We start from the raw sequence: 24,230 nt of genomic DNA, 5'->3' as shown, positions 1-24,230 counted from the left end.
CTCGCCTCCTAAACTGTAAATTGGTCCAGATTTCTATTTGTTTTCTTCTGGAAATCCAATCTTTCCACCATATTAAATAAGGGATATCGCAAAACAATTTCTGTCTTCGGATGTTCCATGGCATATATCCTGATTCTATCTTTATACTCACATATTTCCTGATAATTGTTGTGATCAATAAATAGCACCGGATACTGCTCTGCTGTTTTTATATTTCTCAATTTTTCCATTCCACTTTCAAAAGTATCGCATCTCTCTGTTCTCGTAACTTCCCGTATGAAACGCTGCTCTAAAGGTTCTTCTATACGGTTCGTTAGAAAATAGCACTGTTTTTGCTTCAATGTATGATATGGATAATATCCATTTAAAGTGCTATGAACAAACTGTAAAATTGCCTGTTCATATTCATCCTCATAATTGCTTAGATACCCTGTTATTACAGCACACCCAAAGCTATTGCCCTGATAAAATTTAGGGATGCCCACATGATAAAGAGAAAAAAATTTAGAGGAAAAAATCACATCCGTTCCTGTACCATCATATTGGAGAACCTGTAAAGGATTCTCTATATCCAGGCATCTTACTCCCATTACAAAAGGGAAGGAAGCCGGATAGGTTGCTTCTACTTGCTGATTAGAGTATGCTGCCACAATCAAAATCCCCTTTTCTGTAGCTGCTCTACATACTTCCTCTATTTCTTTGTGATATTTGTACTCATCTCCTATACTCATATTAATTATGTCTACCTGTTCCTCTATCAGTAATTCAATACCTTCTATCATATCCAGAACCGTACTCTTTTTGTTCTTCCTTACAATAGGTACCAAAATAATTTCAGCTTCTGGGTTTTCCTTTAAAATAAAAGAACAGACATATTCCGCATGGGTAAATCCAAAGGCATCTTTAGTGTATTCCTGGTCTTTCCATTTGCAGTCTATTTTTACAATTTTCTTATCCTGAAAAAAAGGATTATCAAAGGATCCATTGGAATCCAACACACCTATCCTCACTTTTTACTCACCTACCTTATATGTAACTTCTCCAAATCCACAATAATATCTGCTTCTCGCAATTCTTCCAGATTGTGCGTAGAAAAAATAATAATTTTATCCCCTGATAGCTCATGTAATAATTGATAAAAACGTCCTCTTCGTTTTTCATCGATATTTGCAGTGGCTTCATCAAAAATCAGAATTTGTGAATTTTTCAAAATATTCCTCATAATATCCAAACGTCGCATTTGTCCCTCTGAGAAATTGCATGGTTCTAACTTTATCTCGGTATCCCATACCATTTCTAAAGTATGGATTTCATCATACAAATCCAAGCACTTTGCCACTGTATCCATTTCTTCCTCCGAAACAATATGTAGTAATCCCATATTCCGTCTTACCGTATCATTGAAGAACTGTGTACGCTGCATAACATATCCTGTATTTTTCCAATAGCTGTTAATATCTAATTCCTGCAAATCTGTGTTATTCACAACTACTTTTCCTTCTGTCGGTTGATACACACCTGTTATAATTTTGAACAGAGTGCTTTTGCCTTGTCCACTTTTTCCATGAACTCCGTAAAGAGTGCCTTTTTCGAACTTCAAATTGAGCCGGTCAAATACCTTCTTATTCGACTCTGTATAAGAAAAGCTCATCTCTTCTAAGGAAATGTTGTTAACTGTTGTTACTTTCTCTCCATCTCCTTGTTTCTGATCCGGATACTGAAGCAAACCATTGATATCCTTTAAGGAAACTACGGCTGTATGATACTCGTTAGCAAACTGTGCGATTCCAATAATAGGATTCATAATAATTGTCTGGTAATTCATCAAGGCCATAATGGTACCTATGGTCATATTTCCTTTAAATACTTCTTGTGCACCGACTATCCAAATTATGACTGTTCCCATAAACTGAATTACAAGTATCGTAGATGTATTCAATATGTACAACAAATTCTGACTGTTCGTCTCTTTTTTATATTTCTGATTTTTCTCAAAATACAGATCATGTACATATTGCCCACATTGAAAGAGTCTTATAATAAACCAATTATCATAGGTGTTTGTCAGAACACTGGTAATACTGTTATATCCTTCCAGAACTTGACCACTGGTTTCCTGTATCAATTTCCCCAGGATTCTACTAATAAAAGGAACGCTGACAAGTAAGATAATATTGGATACGGCAATTCCCTTATGGATAGAAAACATATATGGAGGAACAACCACCAGGATAACCATATTGGAAACCAATGTGATAATACTTGTAATTCCACATTGTTTCACTGCTGAAACATCTTTATCTACTTTCAGCAAAATGTCACTTAGCTTTATCTTCTCAAAAAAATTCACGCTTACTGTTGATAATTTATCTTCTACCTTTTGTCGCATATCTGCAGCTATCTCTTCCGATATGACAGCCACAACATAACGCTGTACATAATTCATAAGGTAGTTCAGTAGCAACATTCCCAAGAACACAGCTAGAAGGAACATAAACGCAGATAAACTGGTACTATGCGGATTCCCCAAATCATCTATCACTTTTCCCTGCAGCTCCGGACGCACCAAAGAAACCCCCGCTGTTAACACAATTATCGCTATCGTTAAAATATAGGAAGGTAGTAGCTTTTTCCTAAAAGCATACTCTTTTAAAAATCCAAGGTATGGGCGGCTTTGTTTACCTTTCATCACCTAACCTCTTGGCAATCTTCTCTCCGAACTCACTGAATTTTAAATCTTCCTCCTGGATATAGTCTATATACACTCCTAATTTTTCTCTAACTATTTCAATCGGCTGCTGTAAATAATATTCAAGAATCTGCACCATTGCCTTATAAAAGATATGTTCAAAAATACACTCTGCATCCGATGGTACATTAATCTTCCCTGTATTGATAAAATTCATATATCCGCATTTCATACCATGACAAAAATCTCGGATTGTGCATCCCTTGCACTTCGGATCGGTTTTATCAAAGTTCGACATTGCTATTAATTTTGCCTTTCTTATATCAACACCTTCCTTGATATTGCCTATACAATATTTTTCATTACTTGTAAGAAATCCGCATGGGTATATCTGACCGTTCGGAAAGATCTTGAAATTTCCAATTCCAGCATCGCACATGCCAAAGCAGTTTCCAAAGTTACACAACATATTAAACATTTTTCCATCAAATTGATCTATAGTAAAAACTCTGCCCGCTGCTGCCTCAGCCAAATAGTATTGCAAAATTTGTCCCACCTGTTTTTCAAATTCTGCCTTCAGTTCATCAGATATTTTTAAATATACATCCATAATCATACAGATGTTATCCAAGCCATGCTCATGCAGGTAACAGATGTTTTCGAACATATACGGAATGGTATTTTCTGTGACCGTCATTCTTACAGAAAAATTCAATCCACTATCCTTTACCTTCATGATATTCTCAAAAATTTTGTCATAGCAAGAAACTTCATCTTTCGCAACTCTGTTCAAATCATGGGTTTCCTTATTCCCATCAAAACTAAGGCGTACTGTAAAACGATTTTCTTTCATAAATGCAATGAACCGATCATCCATCAGGGAACAATTGGTAGTAATATAATACTTTACTTCCCTTTCCGGATAATTATCTTTGATATAGGCTACTGCCTGGTAAATTAACTCTTTCTTCAGCAAAGGCTCACCGCCCAAAAAATCAATCAAGACTTTCCCTCTATCCCCATAATTCATCATAAACTCCAAAGAGTCCACAAGTGTTTTTTCATTCAACTGATAATGGTTATGGTAGTCTTCATAACAATACTGGCATTTAAAATTACAATCTGTTGTCATATATAATGTGAAATTATACATATCTGTCTACTCCTTTCTTAAATATACTAAAAACAATTTTAATCAAATTCTCCTATTTCGCCATATATTTTGATTATTTTGCGTATTTTAGTGTCTAAATGGCATAAAAACAGGTCTTGATATTCTTAATACCAAGACCTGAAAAATCTTATTAATAGATTCCTACCTCTTTACCAAATTTATACATATATTGGGTTACCGTCTGTATGGCATGCTGAACAGATCGCCTGCCTGCACTATCATAGGTACTTTCATTTTGAGCATTCGCCGCAAGCCCTTTCGCATGCTTTGCTGCTGAATACATCAAGTCTCCCGTTGATGTATTTAATGCAGTTGTATATACGGAAGAATTAAACGAATTCCCTGCTATTGTGTAAGATTTACGGTTTTTATCTACATATTTTTCAAAAGCAGAATGATTGCTGTTTACTGCTGTTAGGTTCGATGCATGGTGTGGTTCATTTAAGTCTGACACATAATGTGTGCCTTTTCCTAAATTTGACATAGCCAATTGTACGTCCCCTGCACGATACGCATTTACTGCTGCCTGAAAATATGACTCTGCTCTTGTCCTAGCTGTCGGGGATGTTTGCCCCAACCAGTTTTTTCCAGAATCAGGATCATAAAAGTGTCCAGCAAAAGTTCCTGCATCCGTTTCATTTCCGAGTTTATCCGGCCAGTCAGTTGCTTCCATAAGAATAGATGAATTCAATTCGCCATTAAATGCACTATTGCCCTGATCATTACTCAGAATTTTAAGTGCATTTGCGACTATATACTGATGTGTGTGATCTACTCCACCGGACGAAAATCTTTCATCTGGATTTGCGCCATGCTCAATCGGAACCCCTTCTCCATAGAGGTCATCAGAACCATTTGCAATATCCTGCACTTTCGTTGGAAGTTCCGGCTGTTCCGCTGCCATAACTGGTATAGTTCCCAATAAGACCCCCACTGATACCATGGCAATAAATAGTTTCATTTTTTTTCGCATACTCATGCCTCCTCTTCTTTTTTTCTTTATTTTATATCCTACTTCAAGAAAAAACATAAAATTTGTTTAGTTTGTATTTTTTATGCCTTATCTGGACTAAAAAAATGGCACTTATTTTCCATAAGCACCATCTTTTCCACTATATTTCTATCGGAATAATCACAGAAACAGAAAACATATCATCTAAAACATTAAATGATACTTCTCCCCCATAATCCTTCACGACACTTTTAATATTTTTAACACCAAAACCGTGATTTTTCTTATCTTCTTTTGATGTTTCCATTGTTGTATTGTATCGCAAATAACATACTTGTGATTCTCTTAGGCTATTTTCGCATAAAATTGACAAGAAACCTTTTACTTTTTTAGCCTTTAGTTGTACCAAACACTCTACCGTAGGATTTTCTTCTTTCATTAACCGGCATTCTCTTAATGCATTATCTATTGTATTAGAAATTATGACGCATAAATCCTCGTTCCTTACCTGCTTAAACTCTGTAAAATCGACAAACGCCTTAAATTCAATTCCCTTTTCGATGGCCTCTAATCGTTTCGTATGAAGTAGATTATCAATAAATGTATTCCCTGATTTATAGTAGCTTTGATACTTATTTAGCTTACGCTCAATACCATTAATGTACTCTATTTTTTGATCTGGCTCTACATTTTCTTTCAAGCCTTCCAAATGGTTTTTTATATCATGAGAAAGTCTACGGATATTTTCCATATCTTTCGATTGCCTCATATAATAATCATACTGTAGACTCATCTCGCTTATTTGAAGTTTCTTTTCATTCTCGATTTTTTTTACATTTAAGTAGTTCTCCAAAATTACTATATTACAGACAGTTCCTAAAAGCATAACGATAGGTAATATTAATATCGTAATAACCGACCATACATTACCGATAATTACCTCTTTATCGTTATATAGGTTATCGGTACATACCGCCATAACTATAATGTTAAGAAATAGCGGGATAAGAATTGTAATCACATTAATGCTTGATAGGAACGGTGGAATTCTTTCTATAATTCTTTTTAATGCCAAACTTCCGGCAATAATAACACCTTCCGCAATTACCATCATACCCACTTGGTAGATTCCTGGCAATTCAGCTAATATCCTATCTCCACTATATGGATACAGAAAAATGCAGCTTAATAATTGCCCTAATAACGAAATGGATAAGTAAATGCAACCTATCAAAATACAATACTTCATATTACGCTGAAATAAAAAATGTCCTATAAACATAGCAATTATCACTATGGTAATATAATTATAAGCAATATGTATGGATACTCCATTTTCCATTACTCGCACCAAAAATATACTTCCAATACACAAAACATAGGAATACCAATTTTTCTTTCTGTAACTTTGACTGTTTTTTCTATCAATTAACAAATATGTAATCAACAAAATATTAATTATTGAAAAAATATTCTTTATAATACTCTGTCCATACACACTACACACTTCCTCCCCGTTCTGCCATTTTTTTCATTAGGTTTTGTTTTCTGGATCGTGTAATATAAATCTTATCTCCGGAATAAAGCGTGACGGTAAGATCATGTAATGATTCAATACAGTCAACATTTACAATGATACCATTATGACAGCGTACAAAATAGTATTTTTCCAAACGTTCTTCCAAATCTCTCATTTTAAAATATCCATCTTCCTGATTCCCGTTTCTTAAATGAAATAACACTTTTCGTTTTACCGTTTCAATGTATTCTATATCCGAAAGAAATAATTTAAAGTATCCTTTCTCATTTTTTACTGCTATGTATTTTTGTTCGTATGAATCCAGTTTTCTTAACGCTCTGTTCATTTCACAATTGATCTGTACCTGTGTAATCGGTTTTGTGATAAAATTCTGCACATCATATTTATATCCTACCCCCAAAAATTCATTGTGGGATGACACAAAAAGGATAATTGATTTTTCATCATGTCTGCGGATGATATCTACCAGTTCCATACCATCCATCGCAGGCATCTCTATATCCAAAAAGAAAATTTGGAATTCTTCTTTTAAAGATTCCATTAACTGCAATGGCTTTGTATATTTTTTTATTACAAAATCCTTACCGTTCTTCTCCGCATAAATTTTCAGCATTTTTTCAACTGTATCTACAAAATATTTTTCATCATCACATATCGCTATTTTTATCACTTATATCACCTATCTGCTTCTTCAGCATATTTTCCATCTGTGCTTCATTTAGTCTTCTTCCCATCAATAATAAAGTAGCTTTGTTTATCTCGTCTAACTTCTGAAAAACATCCCATAATTCTTCAATTTGACTCTTACACAAATCACTATTATCTCCATGTACTAAAATATCTATGGGAGTGTTAAATATGCTTGCCAGTTTCACCAGTAAACTACAGGGAATATTTTCAATATCTGCCTTTTCGATTCTGCTGATTGTCTGTTGACTTGTACCTAGTTTTTCACTTAACTCCTTCTGAGAAATCCCCAGTTCCTTTCTCTTTCTCCTGATTATATTCATTTCCACCACCACACCAATAGAATAAAACACTCACCGCATATCACTTTAGATGTTAGTATTTATAATAAAAACAACGTATTTTTACCAATATTTCAAGTTTTATTTTTTAAAATTACAACTCTTTAGCATACGCCTCCCAAAGACTTTTCTTTTTCTGTTCAAAATAGCACATATCAGGATTATGTCCACCTATTGATCCACTATATGCCAAACTATTCATAATACAGTTTTTGCTTTGACACTCCCTATAGAGATTACATTTTGAACACATTGTACCTTCTTCCTCTAATTTCCTCAACCTTTTGATGCGATCCATAGACAATCCATTTTCAACATCGCCAATGCACCCACTAGATTCTAAATTTGCTGCACAACCAAAGATTCTTCCATCCACCTTCACATATATTTGAATGAGTCCCACACCGCAAAATCCTGATTTCCCGTTATTCTCTCCGTATTTCTTCAAATCTAAAACCAGTCCCCAAAGAAATGCTTTCCCTACTTTTTGTCTTTTTATATAATAACATAATACTTTTTCCCATTCATCTGCCAAAACATCCAATTGATCAGTTGTCCATCTATGCACAACATCAATGGAAGAGTCCACTATTTTAAAATTTAGATTTTCAACTAAATGACAAACGGAGTGAAAAGTTTCCCCATAATTATTCTGTGTAACAACATGTGCTGCTTGGATATACTGCTTTGTCTGATTCTCATATTCTTTGAAATACATACAGTTGTCAATAATATTCGCATAACTTCCACCCCCATCAACCCACTTCCGATTTCTATTATGGGTTTCCTCAGCCCCATCAATACTTACCTTTAAATGAATTTTATATCTAATCAGCCATGCTAAAATCTCATCGTTTAGAATAGTTCCATTTGTAGTAATAGAATATGTCACTAAAATGTTCCTTTTTAAAGCCTGTCCCTCTATATATTCCACCAACTGCTTTAAAAATGGAAAACTCAAGAGTGCCTCTCCACCCACAAAATCCACCCATAATCTTCGATCTCTATGCCTTTCTACGTTTAAAAAAGCAATTTTCAACCCTTTGTATGCTATCTGTTCTGACATCTTTTGGTTTGTCTTCCTTCCAAGATAACAATATGTACAGCGTAAATTGCATATTTGGTTTACTTCTAAAGTGATTGTGTACATCCTTTTCCTCCAAAAAAGAAACCGCACAGGCTATCATATCAGGATAGGCTATACGGTTCTTTGTCTTATTTAGCTTCATTAATGTATGCCCCTGGAAATGGCCATGGGCAATCAGTTAAACATCGTTGTGTCCTTTCAGAACATCCGGTATAACTTTCTATTTCTTCTTCTGTTAAATCCAGTTCTTTCAAGAACTCTTCTGTTGCTTCATTATTCACCATGTTTTTTCTCCTTTCTGTTTAGTATATGAAAACTATAATCCCTTTTTTTCCATACAACAATATTCTTTGTATAAATCAACATATTTTTGACATAGATTTTCAGTTTTCCCATTTTCCCACATATCTAGCTAACGCTCTCATGAACTCTTCCTTCTTATATTTACTTACTGGAATAGTCTTTAACTTCTGAGCTTTATCTTTGATTAACACACTATCTTGCTTAACCCCTTCAACATAGTCAAAATTGACCATATAACTATTATGACAGCGATAAAATTGCTTTGTGCTTAACCGCTTCTCTAGTTCATTCATTCTTTGACTACTTTGCACATCTCCATGAATTGTATGTAAAATCAATAGCTTGTTTTCTGTTTGTATATAGATTATATCGGAAAGCTGTAGCGTAATCAATCCATCGTGGCATTTCAAAAATAACTTTTCCTCTGCATTCAATAATTTCTTTTTATATATTTTGTTTAAGATATTCTCAACTTTTCTATACAGTAAAGGTTTTGATAAAAAATCTTCTGCCGCAACTTCAAAGCCTTTCCCTGCATTAGTGATTGTATAATAAGAAGTACAAAAAACGATTGAAACATCAGGATCACTCTTCCGAATCTCCTCTGCTGTTTCAAATCCATCCATTTCAGGCATAGACACATCCAAAAATATAACATCAAATTTTCGTTTCTGATAATTCAATAATAACTGACTGCCACTTCCATACGAAGTAATTTTGACTTCTACATGATTTTCATTTCCATATTTTTCGATATAACTCTCCATTTTTTTATTATAGTCAATAATATCATCACATAATGCTACTTTAATCAACTTATTCCCTGCCTTTCTCGTGTGCTAATAATCGCTGAATCAAAATATTGATGGTTAATTTATTTTCTTCACACAAATTTCTATATTGTTTTAATAATCTCCATTCTTCCTCTGTTATTTTTCCTATTTGTTCCGTACCATTTTCTTTGCAAACTATTCCGCATTCTTTTTGCTTCATCTCCATCGAAATGCCCTCCTTATTTTTTATTATATTAGGGGATTCTTGTTTATTCCGTCTAGTATTCTTGTTTCGATTGCGTTTTTTATTGCCTAATTGGTAACTATAATTATGTAATCCATTTACTAAAAATGGTAGAATATGCTAAAGAAGCGTAACGATTATAACGCTACGCTTCTCCCTATAAAACTATTCTACATCTCTAAAATACCGTATGCACTTCAGCAATTCTGCTGTCAATTCCTGATACAAATCTTCATCAAAGATCCCTTCTACCAAAGCATTTTTAATTAAAAGTGGCCGATACATTTCAAATATTTCCAGAATAGCATCTTCATCCCCTTGCCTTGCCCGGTATAACAATTCTTTAAAATTCATGATCTCTTTCCTCCCATTCTCTTGCGTATTTTCCGGATAGCCCAATAATATGCACCTTTACACCGTTCTTCAGGCATCTGATTCAAGATGCTCATTTCTTTAAATGTACGTTCCTCAAAGACATGCTGATAGATAAGCTTTCGTTCTTCCTCCTGCAAAGAAAACATGGCTTCCATAAGGTTTATGTCCGTCATCTCATTCCACTCTGGATAAATCCCCTTGGATTCATCCAGAAGTAACTGTTCCTTTTTCTCAAGTTCTAACCGTTCCTCCAAAGAAATGTCTATATCTGTGATTTCTTTATCCTCCAGATTCTCCTCCGCAAATAATATTTTCTGCTGCTTTTCCAGATACCGGAGCCTTCTCCCCTGGATAGATGCCAACAAATATGCCGTAAAATAGTTTCTTGTTTTAGAACCACTGTATTTTTTCTCTTCTTTCATCCTTTACCTCCGAAATTTGAAAATGAATTAGTTTCCAAATTTCTAAAGGCGGCGATCTGCAGCCAGGATAAAAAGATAGTTTCCTTCCATGATAAAAGAAAAAGCCGAACCAGTATTCAACTAATCCGACATTTCTTCTAAACCATGCAGGATACTGCACGGAATATCTAACACTTAACGCATATCCTGCATATAAATGGCTCTCTTCGTTTCCCCATAATAGAAGAATTTTTTTGATGAATCGCTACACGAATGCCTTTTCCTTGCTTGCAGCATGGGTGCTTTCCTCCTTTTACAGGTTCTAAAGCACCGCTTACTCACACTATATTGCGTTTTATCATGTGCTATAATGCGTTTCTCTTACTATCAATCTACGTTAAAATAAAACAATAAGTGAGGTGATGCGGATGCGGATGGATACCGTCAAGAAAAAATTAGGCTACACGGTAAGAAGCGAAAGAGAACGGCTTGGCCTGTCACAGTCCAGTCTGGCAGAACGGGCAGGAGTTTCCACACGAACAATCTCTGATATTGAAACCTGCAATGGAAATCCAGAACTTGCTACTTTGATTCCTCTTACCCAGTATTTGAGAATTTCTATTGATTCCGTTGTTCAGGAAGATGAAGCAGATACTACCACATATCAAATCATGAAAGAGCTGCAAACCTGTTCCGAAGATGATCGCCAGATTGCCCTTCGTACATTGCGTGAACTTCTTTCTGCATTAAAAGAAAAAGAGCATTCCGATTAACTTTTTCTAACAATATCTAACCTATGAGTATATGGATAGAATCTGTGAAAAACCTTTGTTCAATCTGTGCGTTTCCTGTGGACGATAAAAAATAAACAAAAAAAGAAGCATCTCATCGAGTGCTTCTTTTTTGTTTATGATCGATTACGGAATATGCTCATAGCATCTCTTACACTTTTTGCTACTTCCGGAGTAATGGTTTCAAGTGATTCCTGCTGCACAGCCATTACACTATTTGAATTACGATTCGGCTCCTCTGGCTTTATGGAATGCAGGTGCATTGCTTTTGCTACTTCTTGCTTTACCATCTCCTGCATTAGAACCTGAAGAGCTTCATTGCTTAAAACAGCCCCTTCCTCTTGTCGGACATCATCTATGTAAGATACCAATGCTGAAGCGATTAAATCTGCCTTATCCTTTACAGAGTTTAGGATTTCTGTTGCCCTCACATGTGAAGGCTTTGTTTTATCAAATCCAAGTGTGAATTTATAGGGATTCTTTTTCTCCACATTTATCACACTCCTCTACATAATCTGAAACAGTCTGTCATATCCTTTGGCATTGGCAGAAATATCCTCAATAAAGGTATATTTCCCCAGACGGTCCGATTGTTCCAGAAAATGGCTCAATAGCTTTGCCCCGCCTCCAATAAATACCGTATATGCTGCTTTGGTATCTATGCCTCTTTCTCGAATACTGTTCAGCAGATCCTTTACAAAATCCTGCACCATACCTTCTGTCATACGGACTACAGCCTCTTCATAAAACTCTGTGTTTCCCTGAAGGATACTGTCAATATCACTTTCCTCTAACAAAATATCATATTCACTGTTAATCCCGGAAATAATCTTGTTATACATGGTAATCACACCTTTTTCCATAGAATCACAGGCTTCCATATCCGGATTACCTTTCCGCATCAGCAGATAGTCTGTAGTAAATCCTCCTATATCAATTCCTACTACTTTGGGAATCTGCTGCAGCTTTTCAATCATAGTCATCATAGCCGCATAGTCCTGTGGAAATGCCATTACCTCTCCAATGGTGATATGATATGTCCTACCACAGTAATTGATATCATGGATTTTCCCTTGTCTTTTAAAATATGCTTCATACCGTTCACAAAGTTCTGCATAATGCTTGGGTGGCAGCCCAATCGGAAGATCCACCTGAATGACATCCTCCGGCTGAATTTGAGGGTTTTCCTCCAGCTCTTTTACGATTGCAAATAGAGTAAGGATAAAAAATCGATCATCCTGCGTTTTATCTCTTTGATAAGGAATCCTATTTTCACTCAGCACATAATACTTTCCCTCATAGAACAGGAACTTTTCCCCTCTGGCAGGCTTTTTATCCTGAATGGTAAGCCCTGTCGTAAATACCTGGGAACAGGTTTTCATATTTCTATTGCCATGGTCTACCGCAATCCGAACTTTTTTTATCATAAAATCATCTCTCCTTTTTTTCTTTATACTTCTCTTGTACGCAGAGCTTCCGTACAAAGCAACTTTTTTTCAAAAAAATATCCTGTCTGCAGCATTTTGCTACAGACAGATGCTTTCTTCCTATATAATAATTTTTAACATTTATCTTTAAACCACCATATATTTCCAGTCCTCATTCGAATTATTTCTCTTTATAAAAAATTAATCTGTTCTGCCTTTTGAGGCAAAATCTTTTTAAACAGTTCCATATAGCGTTCGTATCCGGCTGTAATCAATGGACCACGAAGTGATGTTTCTGACCAAAGTAGCAGTTCTTCTTCCTCTGAATAATACGGAATATTACTAACTGTAAATTTCCCGCCAAAATAATGGGGTGTACTGACTTTCAAAAAATCCTGCATATCCTGCTTTGTCGATACCAGTGGCAAACCTTTCATTTTTCGCACAAAAAAAGCCTCTACCACATCGGGTAAGAAGCCTTTCTTTAAATAAGCATTTGCTCTGCCAAATATTTGGGTTGAACACTCCAGCCGTACTTCTCTTTCTTTTTCGCTGCAAGTTGTATCCAGCACAACCTCTGCCAATGCCTTTGCATATTCAAAATCTAACATCTGTTATTCCTCCATTTTTATTTTCTGTTTCAGTTTTCCATGTACTAAATAGCGATAATCCTTTCGGGTATTTACACAAGTTGATAAGGTCACTACCTGATCCTCCTCGGTAACTGTCATCCCTGTGTTATACTCAGCACTTCTTTGTAGTGTTTCCAGAAAAACTTCATAGTCCTCAGAAGTAGGAAAATCATAAGTATATGCTGGATGATCCGTCGGTGCTGCATAACAGGAAAAAATCTGATACTCATAAATATATCCTGGCACATACATATAAAAACAGGGATAGTTTCGATAAAGTGACTGTGACTGATACTGATCCAGGGTTCCAAACATGCTCCCATCCTTCATATTATGCCCATAGATAATGGAATTTCTGTCTGATAAATTCTCCTGGTTGTGAAAGTCCATAAAAATACTGCCACTTTTATGATTTTCTCCCGTAATCAGGTGATGCAGATAATAGTCATTATCCCTCCCCTGGACTACCGGATAACTAATTTCCAAACCAGGAATCTCAATCCATGCAATGACATCTGGATTGATTTCTTCCAGCTTGTTAAAATCCACCTGTAGGAATCCCTGTTCTACGACCTCCCCTGTTGTTTCCCCTGGAACCGCTTCTGGTGACAAGTCGTGGTTCTCTGTCTTTTGCGTAAACTCTTCCATCTGCTCATAGACTTTTTGACTTTCCTGATAATTCAAATAAATTTGCAGTATCCTTCCTCCTGCAAATAAAAAAACAGCAATGGCTACAAGCATAAATATGCCGTAAATTTTCTTTCGTTTCATCGAATCCTCCTCTTCCATAAGACCGGACAACTTGCCCGGTCCATATTCACCCCGTATTTTTCAATACATAGTAATAATCATCAATTCCTTTGATCTGCCCATTCCACTCACCATAAGAATCCATGTCCCAAACCATACGGCTCATGGAAATAGACAATCCACTACAGATTTCATACACCTTTCTACAAGCGTTCTGTAGAATCTGCCGTTTCTGCATCTTATGCGGACAATAAAAAGTGGCTGGTTTACGTTGACAGGCATCACATTTCTCAGAATCCCCATCACAATATACCTTCATTTTTTTATCCATATCATAAGCTTCATATAGGTGCTGCAGATGCCTGCTTTTCAGCGTTTCCAAAACTGGCTTTAAATTTCTGTACTGATTGACACCAGCAACGCAAATGAACGTATCTCCAGATAAATAGTGGGCTATCGTACCTTTTAATGCACCTTCTGTTAAATAGATCTGTTCTGCGTCCAGACTTCCTATGACATGTACCGGACTCCCTGATGATACTCCATTTTGGAATTTCACACTGGAAAGCCAGATATACTTCCGTCCCTCCATTACCTGATCCAACCGTATCTGAAATCCTTGTATTTTTCCTTCCATGGATCGAATCGGTATCAAAATCCCAGAATTTTTAGAAGTAAAATTAATTGTCCATTTCCCATCTTGATCTTCATAAAATCCCGGCACACCTTTTACCGTCTGTCCGGATTCCAACAGTTTTTGTACCATATTTTTAATTCCAAACAACGGTACACTACGATACCTCTGTATCCCGATCTGTTCTTTCGTCAGCCCTCTTTTTTTAAGATCTTCCTGATGTTTATCATTTAAGGTCAATAACGACAACATTTCTTGATATGTTCGGTCAATGACATCTGCATCCGCTAACTCGGCATTAAAAATTTCTACAGGCTCTTCTTTATGAACCACCTGATAATCCGTCCGGTATTCCCCCTTTCCCAGAGCTTCCCGGATCTGTCGGTTTGCCTCTGCACTGGAAACACCATGCAGTCTTCCGTATAATTCTAGCATTCCGCCGGAAGCATCACACCGATTACACCGGAACACATTTTTCTGAAGATTAACATTCATTTTCCCTTTTGTTTCTCCACAAAATGGACAATTCACATCCATTGACGAAGAATTTTTATGCCGTACTCTAAGCTGCAGTAAATGCACGACATCTGTGATATCGTAGCTAAAGCCTGACATATCATACACTCTATGGTTCCTCCTTTCTTCCACAGCCTTTATTGGCTGTGGAAAGAATGTTAAGCCGGCTATTTGCTATGCCTTTGCAAGAATTACTTTGGCTGCCGCCGGTATGAAATGGTTCTGTCCATGATACTGTTCTGCGAACCATTGCAAGCTGGAAGGACTTTCTATTGCAACCTGTCCCATGGTCTTTCCACTAAATTTTCCCTGTCCTGTTACGGCTACTTGTATTGCCTGCTCATAACTCATCCTTTTCACCAGTTCTTCCACTGGCATATTGGGATTCAGAAATTGCGGCTTAGAAGGCATCTGCTGCATAACTGGTACAGATCCAGTTGCCGGACTCATTACCGGATTTGTCATCTGTCCTGTACCCGTTACCCCGCCAATCGTATTTCCATTGGCTTGTGCTTCTTGATAAAACTGTTCCATCATCTGCTGCCCCGGAGTTGCTTGAGGCGGAAATGATGGCATGGTTCCTGCTGACTGATTGGGAGTCTGCTGCATTCCTGGTGCAGGGGTTTGTGCTGGCATCGCAGTCTGCATCTGTGTTCCCTGATTTACAGGAATTCCTGCATCTACCTGCATTGGATCATTTCCTTCCCCTACATCAGCAAATTGCAGGCCATACCCCGCATCTGCCAAAGCTCGCCCAATTGCCGCTGTTTCTGCCATTTCAAGAAATTTATCCCCAAACTGTATATCTGCTGTACGAAACTTCTGTGAAAAGGAATTTGCAATATAATTATCTTCCTGATCACACTTATCCAGATAAATTCTGGCTTCTACGACTGCCATATTTTCGGTAAAGTGAACAATCCGGCTGATAATCTTGCCTGTAGGATTTACCAGACGGAACCACAGCTTCCGATATTTCACATCCAGATACCGTTGTTCCTCCTGCCCTTCATTAGAAATAACTCTGGCAAGTTCCAGAGGATAAAATCCTTCCACTTTATTCAGTTCTTCTACTGCTTTTGACTTGTTATATAATAATTCGCTCATTGCCTGCTCCTTTCTTTGGAACCGGCAGGACATCCCTTCATAAAGTAATAACCTGCCAATTCTCAACATTGAACTATTTTGCTATTTTTTTACACAGCCCGGTTGCAAATTGTTGCAGGGATCCGTCTGTTTTCCTGTCTCTGATACCGTTCACAATACTGTTGTATTTTTACTGCCAGCATCGTCTTTCTGGTTCCCGTATCATCTGTGTGGATTGCCTGACAAACGGCTTTCCATTCCCCAACAATATAAACACGCTGTTTTGCCCTGGTGATTCCCGTATAAAAGATGTTCCGCTTCAGCATGGGATAAAAAGCTTTTAACCACGGAATGATGACCACCTGGCACTCGCTTCCTTGGCTTTTGTGTATGGTTATGGCGTTTGCATGTTCAATCATTTCCACCTGCTCTGCCTCATACTTCACCCTGCGGCCATCTGTAAATACGATTTGAACCAGAGGGTTATTGTCCTCATCTTCAGCAATCTGTACCAATGTACCCAAATCTCCGTTACTGGCAAATTCTGTATTCTTGTTTTGAAGGATTCTGTCACCTTCCCGAAATATCTCACCGCCAAGATGAAGCTCCCTTTTTCCGGATACAGGGGGATTTACCTCGTCCTGCAGACTGCGGTTCAGTTCCAAGACACCGGCTGCACTTCTCACTTTATATGGAGAGAGTATCTGTACTTGCTCCATACCATACATCTGAATTTCCTTGAGATAGATATTTTTAACAATTTGTGCCGCCGCATCTGCTCCTGAACATTCGACCATCTGGAAATCATCCCCCCATTGCAGGTTTGTCTTTCCTTCATTGATAAGTTGAGCATTTATGGGGATGTTGCTGTCCTTCCCCTGGCGATATACCAGATTTAAAACAGTAACCGGTATTTTCCCGCACAAGATAAGCTGCCGGAACACATCTCCTGCTCCTACAGAAGGAAGCTGGTGGACATCTCCTACCAAAAGCACTCTGGCTCCTGCTTTTACCTTGTAAAAAAATTCATAGGCAAGGTGCATATCTACCATAGATACCTCATCCACATTAATAAAATCTGCGGACAATTCATCTATAAGTGCTTCATAATCACCATCACCAAAAAGCCCCAATGCCATGTGCATCGTAGTTGCATCTCCACTTCCGGTACTCTCTGCCATTCGCCTTGCGGCACGTCCAGTCGGTGCCATCAGTTTTACTTCATTCCCGCATTTTTTCTGATAGATATACAAGATGATCTTCAAAACCGTTGTTTTTCCGGTTCCAGGTCCTCCAGTAATAATGCTGATCGGGTTTGCAAAAACCATACGTACTGCTTCTTTCTGCTGTTCGGATAATGTTATGTTTAAATCCTCCTGTGCTTCCTCCAGTTCCTTTTCAATCGTAAGAACTGGAATTCGCTCATGCAATTTTCTTGCAATCATAGAGGCTGTATCCTCTTCTTCCTGATGCTGTTGGGTAATGTAAACCCTATTCTCTTCTACCACGATACTGTCCTGCATGACCAGACGATATAACACTTTTAAAATCTCTGTTTCCGTCACCGGCTGAAGATTCAGTTCTTTATTCAGAACCTTCAATGCATCTTTTACCAGAATTTCCTGCTCCAGATATAAATGTCCGTTCTGCTTCATGGCTTCCCGCAGCACATAGCTGACGCATCCGGAAATACGCATAGGATCATTTGTTGCAGCACAGCACTGCCTTGCAATGGCATCCACAGTGAGAAAACCAAACCCTTTGACTGAGCAAAGTATATAAGGCTGCTTCCGAATGATTTCTACGGATTGATCCCGAAACTTCTGAAAAATCATATTTGCTTTTTTAGGCGTAACATGAAACGGTGATAAAAAAGTCATCAATTCCCGGAATACTTTGTTTTTTCCAAAAGAATCCACAATACGGTCCAGTTTTTTCTGAGATATCCCCTGAATCTTTAATAATTCCTGTGGATACTTTTCCATTACCTCCAAGGTATCCAGACCAAAACGATTGACAATCCGTTCTGCCGTTTTGGGACCAATTCCTTTTAAAGAACCACAAGAAAGGTATCCTAAGATACCTTCCCTTGTTCTAGGTACAACTTCCAAAAAAGTTTCTACCTTGTATTGTGTTCCATGGGAATTTGTCTCCCACTCGCCTTCCATCTCTATTTCGATTTCATCCGTAAGAGGCAGGTCATATCCTTTTGCAGTAAACGCAATGATTTTTTTGTCTGCCCAAAATTTATCTCTGGCAGAAAGAGGAACCTCATGATCCAGCGTGGAAAATAACGCAACCGTATATCCGTTTTCCTCATTTTGAAAAATCTTACGTATATATTTGCACCTCATCGTCTATGCTCCTCCAGTTCTCTACTTTCATCAATTCGCCTGATTTCATCTTGGAATCATACCAATAAACGTCTTTTCCTTTTTCAAATGCTGTCTGAATCTCTCTTCTCATTCCCTCACTGATGCAGGAACCACAAATTATTAATACTTCACATAAATCCAGCATCAAAGCTCCAATCTGCATTGCAGTCTCACGCTCTTCTGGGATACGGTCATCCAACATTAACGGAAGATGTGCATGTGAAGCAAAAGTACGGCAATGATACAGCCTTTTCATCTGCATGAGATAGTATTTTGCCAGTTCCATATTATGCTGCATTCCCTCTGGATTCGGGGCAGACAGCGGAGAACAAATATATGCCTTTTTTCCTTGTAACATTATGCAACCTCCTTTTTAATCCGGAAAATCCTGCTTTCTGTAGTGCTTGTGTATTCTTCGTAGATATCCGGATGCTGATTTTTCAGTTTCTCCATATTTTCTTTTCCAATCTGGGTGCGTATCGTAGGATTATAAGTAATCCGGTAACGGAAACTCCCATCCTCGATCACTGCCTTACACCCTTGTCCAAGAAGCTCGACAAACGGTACGCTCAATGCACGTTGTTCCGCTTCAATCTTCTTTTTTCTCTTTTCCAATTGGGATTTTTCTTCAGATAATTTGAGATATTTTTCAAGACTGCGTGATTCCAAGCTAGATATGCTGATTTCAGGAATTGATTTGTCTGCGTAACCATTATATTTCCGGATACTAGCCAAAATGAGATCTGGCTTTCCGGAATACGGTGGTTCTATTTTCTTCTCCACATATTCCTCCCAGAAGTATTTCTCCTGGTCAATGAGTTCTTCTTCCTCCATTCTATCTCGTTCCAGACACCGGTAAACAAATTCATTTTCATTGTTTCCATAAAGGCAGGCAATATATGCCTTATTCATATTCATGACTGCAAGATAATGACGAACCTGCAAAACATAGTTTTCAGGAATCCCATCATCTGCCCATTTGTCTTTTGCATTGTAATTACAGGTTTTACATTCCAAAATCCCAATGCTGCCATCTGGAAAACGGATAAAGTAATCCACATCCGCTAACATAAACGGATATAGCGGATGCCGGAACATTTTTCGTACAGGGAAAACTTCAAGTCCAGTCTTCTTGGCAAAAATCATGGCAACCAAATCTTCCAGGCGGTGTCCCACTTCTTTCGCTACCCAGTTTTCTTCCTCTTCTTCGATTACTGGCGTAACACCAATTTTATCGAAATACAAATCCCTGATTGTCGAAAATGGGGATAAGCCCATGATTGCCGCTGCATCGCTTCCACCAATACCAAGACGCCGATAATCCAACCAATCTTCTCGGCTCAAATCTGCTGTATCAACAAGAACTTCCGGCTGATAATTTAATGCTGTATTCATCTCATTTCCTCCTTATAATTTAATCGTTCCATATACATCAAACCCTTTCCAGTCAAAGACCAGTGTTTTTGCAATATCTTCTTCCAATTTTAAAATCCGTGGTGCAGAAAATCCTTCACAAGCAGCAAAGAAAGCAGCTTCGTGCATGGCAAAATAAAGATCATGAGCTGTGCATGGTTCTTCCCCATATTGTCCCACAAAAAGCTCTACTACTTCGTTTCGGATTTTCTGATTGATTTTGAGTTCCTTCATAATCAGATGCAGACAGTTTACAGGGTTTTGGATATCTATATCCATCAAACCAACAATTCCTTTAACCGCTTCCTGATAACGGGAAAAAATTTTGTCCAGATTATTCCGGAAATCCTGTAAGGTTGCCCCTCTATCATGTGACAGTTTGATAGGACTACCCAGGTTAATGACACGATTACTGGTTTGTGAGAGCATCATGGGATACAGATTCACACCACTTACTGCTACATCAGAAGTAGTCAGGCGCAGTGCAGGAGCAAGGCTCTTATCCTCAATTCCATGATCCTCCAAAGCCTGGTGATAAGTATCCAAAAGTTCCTGATTTCCTCCTAAAGTCCACATAGCAGACACAATGGAATGGTCAAAACTTCCAGATCCCTCCAGATACGTACTTCCCTTAAAATGTGCTTTCAGATAATCACTTGTCATATTGAAGATTGTCTGCATATCCAGTACACAGTAATCATGATCATCACCGCCATGTACTGCAGATACTTTTCCATCTGCCACCTTGATTAAGGCATCTCCTTTCGCTACCTGAAGACAGTAGTTTACTACCTTTGCATAAGTAGCTTTCTCCAGTTTCTTTAATCCTGTTCCATTAATGCCGGCTCTTTTCAGAATTGTATGGATAGCACAGTCACGAACCGGATAAAAATCCTTGTTCACTTTTAATACCAATTGGGTATTCTTTTCTGTATCCTCTACTATTCCTTCCAGTTCTTTTTCACAGGCTTCTTCAATGGTTTCTGCCTCCTTTTCCAATGGAACCAGTTTTAGCATCCTGGTAGGCTTACGAATCCACTTGGACTGCTTTGCCCTCTCAGCCAGAAATTCCAGCATCTCCGTTGTACTTGCAAATGTAGTGCAAAACTCATCTGCATAAATCTTTGTTTCTTTCATGTGTGTACCACCTTTCTTAAATTTATTTATCCATAAACAGCCAAAGCTGATTGTGGCAATCCTGCCTTTCATTAGGGCATAAAAAAAGAATGAAAAGAGAAGTATTCCTTCGCTATCCATTCTCATATCCCTGATAATATTACCGAAAAAACAAAAGTGCCGCTATTGCCCCATAAGGACAGATAGTGACACTTTATACAATCATAAACAACTTATGCGGAATAAGCAGCCTTACTGCTCTCCTTGAGTCTTAGGATTTATACAAATCCAAAACTCCCCCTATGGGTGCGCATAAAATTAACTATAGCAGTATAGTAGCACATGATATAGTATATGTCAATCTTCATGCACAATATATTGTATGTTCTTAAATACTCTGCTTTGCATATATGACTTCAATTAAAATATTGAAATATCACGTATCCCACCTCTCTTTTTTCAAGTTTATAGAAAAATTTTTTATAAAAAGTACATAATCTGTTCAATCTGAAAAAATCTCAGTTAATTACTTAATGAAATTGTTAAGACAAAACCAAGTCTTACGCTATTGTACCTTGATAATTTTATACCTTATCAGGAAATGTATATAGGTGCTGCAGATAGTGTCGCATAAATGCACGCCTGCAGCTTGATGATTACATAGTAACACCTCATACGTGCATGAAACATGGCATAGGAAACGGTTTCCTGATATGTCTACTCTTTCATTAATCTAATTTATAGAGGTGATTATATTGAGTGAAACAGACAATCTCTTTAAAGCATACTCCGTTCAGGAGATAGCATCCATGCTCGGCATTGGAAAAACAAAAACCAGGGAACTTCTTGACAGTGGAATTCTTCCCGTTACAAAAGTTGGGCGGCAATATTTTACTTCACCAGCTTCTATTCAGGAGTTTCTCAAGAAAAACATAGGAAAGCAAATATTCTTTTAGGCCCTTTAGAAAGTTATTGTCAATCAGGCTTGGCTATATTAAAATAGACCTTATACCTGATTTGGCATGAATATCTCATTAAAGAAAGGGAACTATTCATGGCGAGAACAACGAAAGGTACACAACAAAAAAGAAGATCCAAAGGGGATGGATCACTATTTCCAAATAAGAGAGGAGGTTGGACTGCCCGATATAGAAAAAAAGGGCTACCGGACAAGGAGTTTAATGCTCCTACCAAAGGAGAAGCGAAAGCATTATTAGATGACTGGAAGATAAAAGTCGCAATACAAGACGCAATTACTTCAAACATCAAAGTACAGGACTATGCGAACAAATACTTATTCCGCAAAAGTCTCATGGTTGAAGCTGGCAAATTCAAACAAACCAGTCTGGATCGATTAGAAAAAACATACGAAAATCATTTAAAAGATACGGATGCTTTTAGCAAAACATTTTCTAATCTGAATGCTGATGATATTACAGCAACGATTAATGCTAAAAAGGAAATCCTGAGTTATTCATCATTAAAGAAAATTTACTTATTTTGGTCTGCAATGATTAAAACAGCAATTTCTCTCGGCGAACTGCCAAAAAACTTTTCTGATATTTTAAATCGGGTGATAATGCCGGAAGAATCCGTTCTTCCTGTAGAAACAAAGGAAATCTCAATCATCCCACCAGAACATGAGCAGATTATAAAAGAAATTGCAATGGAACCCAGTCCAAATAAAAATGAACGCTATTTGTATAGATATGGTCCTGCCATTGTATTCCTTTTAAACACAGGTTTACGTGGCGGTGAATTGCTTGCATTAGGTCAATCTTCTATCGTGCCCTTTTTAGGACGGCGTGGCATTAAAATCACACATACGCTTAGCAGGGTCAAAAACCGAGAGGCCGGCTCAAAAAAAAGGACTAAAATGATTTTGACTCCTCCAAAATACCCAAATAGTTTGCGGACTATTCCATTAAACAAGGAAGCTGAATTTTCACTATCATGTATGATGGAGCTATACGATAAAAATCGGGTTTTTCCAGATTTGATATTATCTACGCAAAATGGTGTCAGCCCTACAATCCAAAATTTAGCCAATACGCTAAAGAAAATTTGTAAGCGTGCTGAGATTCCAGAATATAATCTTCATGCACTACGGCACACTTTTGCAACAAATCTGATCCGGCAGACTCACAATATGGGAGAAATAAAGGAAGCTGCTGAAATCATTGGCGATAACTATGAGGTGATCATGCGTACTTATGTTCATACAGACAGTGAACGTAAGGTAAGTTTAATTGATGCTATGATTGCATAAATCTTCCGCTTAACAGAGGTAATGGTTGTCTACAGTATGATGGCACAGGCTGTTACAACCAAAATTCTGCCACCTTATCGTCCACCTTACGAAACGATTTTACTTGATTTTATAAGCTTTTTAACGGTTTTTGGCGGACATATCTATAAATATTAAAGCATGAAAACTTGTATTTTAGAATTAATTTTTTAAAAAATGGAATTGGATTATGGAAAAATGGACTTGTAGAAAAAATTGTGAACTTTTTCTTTCCTATAATTTTGCCACCTTATTTTTTTAGACAGAATTATAGGATTTTGAAAAAAAAAAGCCTCGAAAACCTTGATTTTCTGGGCTTTTTAAGAGGCGCAGACCGGATTTGAACCGGTGAATACTGGTGTTGCAGACCATTGCCTTACCACTTGGCTACTGCGCCATATTTAGTTATTTTGCACAATTATTGGGTTTGTAGCTCCCCCTGTTGGACTCGAACCAACGACACTGCGGTTAACAGCCGCATGCTCTACCGACTGAGCTAAGGAGGAACATTTATCTTATTCGGCTCCCTAGTGTGTGGTGTTGCAGACCTTTGCCTTACCACTTGGCTATGGCACCATGCTCCCCCTGTTGGACTCGAACCAACGACACTGCGGTTAACAGCCGCATGCTCTACCGA

26 protein-coding genes, 2 tRNA genes and 1 pseudogene are annotated in these 24,230 nt (G+C 37.6%); 3 read left to right on the top strand and 26 right to left on the bottom strand.

Annotation, left to right across the window (positions count from 1 at the left end; translation table 11 throughout):
* Positions 1 to 8: 8 nt before the first annotated feature.
* The 13 genes from DWX61_RS17625 to DWX61_RS17565 form a co-directional block, all read right to left on the bottom strand.
* Positions 9 to 1,010, bottom strand: coding sequence for a S8 family serine peptidase (locus tag DWX61_RS17625; protein ID WP_117942284.1), 1,002 nt, complete (start codon positions 1,008 to 1,010; stop codon positions 9 to 11).
* A gap of 11 nt (positions 1,011 to 1,021) precedes the next feature.
* Positions 1,022 to 2,689, bottom strand: a complete 1,668-nt coding sequence (locus DWX61_RS17620; RefSeq protein WP_118626613.1) for an ABC transporter ATP-binding protein — start codon at positions 2,687 to 2,689, stop codon at positions 1,022 to 1,024.
* On the bottom strand, positions 2,679 to 3,821 hold the full coding sequence (locus tag DWX61_RS17615) for a radical SAM/SPASM domain-containing protein (RefSeq protein ID WP_243105282.1): 1,143 nt from the start codon (positions 3,819 to 3,821) through the stop codon (positions 2,679 to 2,681). The genes DWX61_RS17620 and DWX61_RS17615 overlap by 11 nt, the downstream gene beginning before the upstream one ends.
* Positions 3,822 to 3,993: 172 nt before the next feature.
* On the bottom strand, positions 3,994 to 4,836 hold the full coding sequence (locus DWX61_RS17610) for a zinc dependent phospholipase C family protein (protein WP_286188089.1): 843 nt from the start codon (positions 4,834 to 4,836) through the stop codon (positions 3,994 to 3,996).
* Between the two features lie 139 nt (positions 4,837 to 4,975).
* Positions 4,976 to 6,313, bottom strand: a complete 1,338-nt coding sequence (locus tag DWX61_RS17605; RefSeq protein WP_117942281.1) for a sensor histidine kinase — start codon at positions 6,311 to 6,313, stop codon at positions 4,976 to 4,978.
* A gap of 1 nt (position 6,314) precedes the next feature.
* Complete coding sequence (locus DWX61_RS17600) at positions 6,315 to 7,025, bottom strand: LytR/AlgR family response regulator transcription factor (RefSeq protein WP_117942280.1); 711 nt, start codon at positions 7,023 to 7,025, stop codon at positions 6,315 to 6,317.
* Positions 7,003 to 7,365 carry a helix-turn-helix domain-containing protein gene (locus DWX61_RS17595; protein ID WP_117942279.1) on the bottom strand — a complete coding sequence of 121 codons (363 nt, stop codon included), beginning with the start codon at positions 7,363 to 7,365 and terminating at the stop codon, positions 7,003 to 7,005. Before DWX61_RS17595 ends, DWX61_RS17600 begins: the two co-directional genes overlap by 23 nt.
* A 112-nt stretch (positions 7,366 to 7,477) precedes the next feature.
* The gene (locus DWX61_RS17590; protein ID WP_118626609.1) at positions 7,478 to 8,533 is read right to left on the bottom strand and encodes a radical SAM protein; all 1,056 of its coding nucleotides are present in this window, start codon (positions 8,531 to 8,533) and stop codon (positions 7,478 to 7,480) included.
* A gap of 65 nt (positions 8,534 to 8,598) precedes the next feature.
* Positions 8,599 to 8,754, bottom strand: coding sequence for a pseudouridine synthase (locus DWX61_RS17585; RefSeq protein ID WP_117942277.1), 156 nt, complete (start codon positions 8,752 to 8,754; stop codon positions 8,599 to 8,601).
* 99 nt (positions 8,755 to 8,853) lie between these two features.
* A complete protein-coding gene (locus DWX61_RS17580; protein WP_117942276.1) occupies positions 8,854 to 9,588 on the bottom strand; it encodes a LytR/AlgR family response regulator transcription factor in 735 nt (244 codons plus the stop codon).
* A 1-nt stretch (position 9,589) separates the two neighbouring features.
* The gene (locus DWX61_RS17575) at positions 9,590 to 9,772 is read right to left on the bottom strand and encodes a hypothetical protein (protein WP_117942275.1); all 183 of its coding nucleotides are present in this window, start codon (positions 9,770 to 9,772) and stop codon (positions 9,590 to 9,592) included.
* Positions 9,773 to 9,955: 183 nt separating this feature from the next.
* A complete protein-coding gene (locus DWX61_RS17570; protein ID WP_025579110.1) occupies positions 9,956 to 10,144 on the bottom strand; it encodes a helix-turn-helix domain-containing protein in 189 nt (62 codons plus the stop codon).
* On the bottom strand, positions 10,141 to 10,587 hold the full coding sequence (locus DWX61_RS17565; protein ID WP_005342245.1) for a sigma-70 family RNA polymerase sigma factor: 447 nt from the start codon (positions 10,585 to 10,587) through the stop codon (positions 10,141 to 10,143). The genes DWX61_RS17570 and DWX61_RS17565 overlap by 4 nt, the downstream gene beginning before the upstream one ends.
* Before the next feature lie 407 nt (positions 10,588 to 10,994).
* Here DWX61_RS17565 and DWX61_RS17560 point away from each other — a divergent pair, with 407 nt between their 5' ends.
* The gene (locus tag DWX61_RS17560) at positions 10,995 to 11,339 is read left to right on the top strand and encodes a helix-turn-helix domain-containing protein (protein ID WP_005342243.1); all 345 of its coding nucleotides are present in this window, start codon (positions 10,995 to 10,997) and stop codon (positions 11,337 to 11,339) included.
* 134 nt (positions 11,340 to 11,473) lie between these two features.
* Here the strand turns inward: DWX61_RS17560 and DWX61_RS17555 are convergent, their stop codons facing one another.
* The 11 genes and pseudogenes from DWX61_RS17555 to DWX61_RS17510 form a co-directional block, all read right to left on the bottom strand.
* Positions 11,474 to 11,848, bottom strand: coding sequence for a stage III sporulation protein AF (locus DWX61_RS17555; RefSeq protein WP_171026669.1), 375 nt, complete (start codon positions 11,846 to 11,848; stop codon positions 11,474 to 11,476).
* A 15-nt stretch (positions 11,849 to 11,863) separates the two neighbouring features.
* Positions 11,864 to 12,784: a ParM/StbA family protein gene (locus tag DWX61_RS17550; protein ID WP_117843951.1), complete on the bottom strand. Its 921-nt coding sequence runs from the start codon at positions 12,782 to 12,784 to the stop codon at positions 11,864 to 11,866.
* Between the two features lie 191 nt (positions 12,785 to 12,975).
* The gene (locus tag DWX61_RS17545) at positions 12,976 to 13,395 is read right to left on the bottom strand and encodes a hypothetical protein (protein WP_117843950.1); all 420 of its coding nucleotides are present in this window, start codon (positions 13,393 to 13,395) and stop codon (positions 12,976 to 12,978) included.
* A gap of 3 nt (positions 13,396 to 13,398) precedes the next feature.
* Positions 13,399 to 14,187, bottom strand: a complete 789-nt coding sequence (gene srtB / locus DWX61_RS17540) for a class B sortase (protein ID WP_286188088.1) — start codon at positions 14,185 to 14,187, stop codon at positions 13,399 to 13,401.
* A gap of 46 nt (positions 14,188 to 14,233) precedes the next feature.
* Complete coding sequence (locus DWX61_RS17535; protein ID WP_353652885.1) at positions 14,234 to 15,133, bottom strand: hypothetical protein; 900 nt, start codon at positions 15,131 to 15,133, stop codon at positions 14,234 to 14,236.
* Positions 15,134 to 15,181: 48 nt separating this feature from the next.
* Positions 15,182 to 15,415: pseudogene (locus tag DWX61_RS19630) on the bottom strand (CHC2 zinc finger domain-containing protein); the annotation flags it as partial.
* 75 nt (positions 15,416 to 15,490) lie between these two features.
* Positions 15,491 to 16,423, bottom strand: coding sequence for a hypothetical protein (locus DWX61_RS17530; protein ID WP_173685594.1), 933 nt, complete (start codon positions 16,421 to 16,423; stop codon positions 15,491 to 15,493).
* Positions 16,424 to 16,512: 89 nt separating this feature from the next.
* Positions 16,513 to 18,756 carry an SF1B family DNA helicase RecD2 gene (gene recD2, locus DWX61_RS17525; protein WP_117576791.1) on the bottom strand — a complete coding sequence of 748 codons (2,244 nt, stop codon included), beginning with the start codon at positions 18,754 to 18,756 and terminating at the stop codon, positions 16,513 to 16,515.
* On the bottom strand, positions 18,734 to 19,135 hold the full coding sequence (locus DWX61_RS17520; protein ID WP_117576790.1) for a DUF7768 domain-containing protein: 402 nt from the start codon (positions 19,133 to 19,135) through the stop codon (positions 18,734 to 18,736). Before DWX61_RS17520 ends, recD2 begins: the two co-directional genes overlap by 23 nt.
* Positions 19,135 to 20,172 carry a YqaJ viral recombinase family nuclease gene (locus tag DWX61_RS17515; protein WP_025581134.1) on the bottom strand — a complete coding sequence of 346 codons (1,038 nt, stop codon included), beginning with the start codon at positions 20,170 to 20,172 and terminating at the stop codon, positions 19,135 to 19,137. Before DWX61_RS17515 ends, DWX61_RS17520 begins: the two co-directional genes overlap by 1 nt.
* 12 nt (positions 20,173 to 20,184) lie before the next feature.
* Complete coding sequence (locus DWX61_RS17510) at positions 20,185 to 21,327, bottom strand: hypothetical protein (protein ID WP_025581135.1); 1,143 nt, start codon at positions 21,325 to 21,327, stop codon at positions 20,185 to 20,187.
* 734 nt (positions 21,328 to 22,061) lie between these two features.
* Here DWX61_RS17510 and DWX61_RS17505 point away from each other — a divergent pair.
* Entirely contained in the window at positions 22,062 to 22,262 is a 201-nt protein-coding gene (locus DWX61_RS17505) for a helix-turn-helix domain-containing protein (protein WP_243148421.1), read from the top strand.
* 98 nt (positions 22,263 to 22,360) lie between these two features.
* Complete coding sequence (locus tag DWX61_RS17500; RefSeq protein WP_117576789.1) at positions 22,361 to 23,575, top strand: site-specific integrase; 1,215 nt, start codon at positions 22,361 to 22,363, stop codon at positions 23,573 to 23,575.
* Positions 23,576 to 23,918: 343 nt separating this feature from the next.
* On the opposite strand, the gene DWX61_RS17495 is transcribed toward DWX61_RS17500, so the two are convergent.
* Positions 23,919 to 23,990: transfer RNA gene (locus DWX61_RS17495), tRNA-Cys, on the bottom strand.
* Between the two features lie 36 nt (positions 23,991 to 24,026).
* Positions 24,027 to 24,099 (bottom strand) — tRNA-Asn (locus DWX61_RS17490).
* Positions 24,100 to 24,230 lie beyond the last annotated feature (131 nt).

It is taken from the genome of Ruminococcus sp. AF20-12LB (assembly GCF_003478985.1).
Classification (GTDB): Bacteria; Bacillota; Clostridia; order Lachnospirales; family Lachnospiraceae; genus Blautia_A.
Note: the sequence above shows the minus strand (reverse complement) of the source record. Positions and strands in the feature narration are given on the sequence as shown.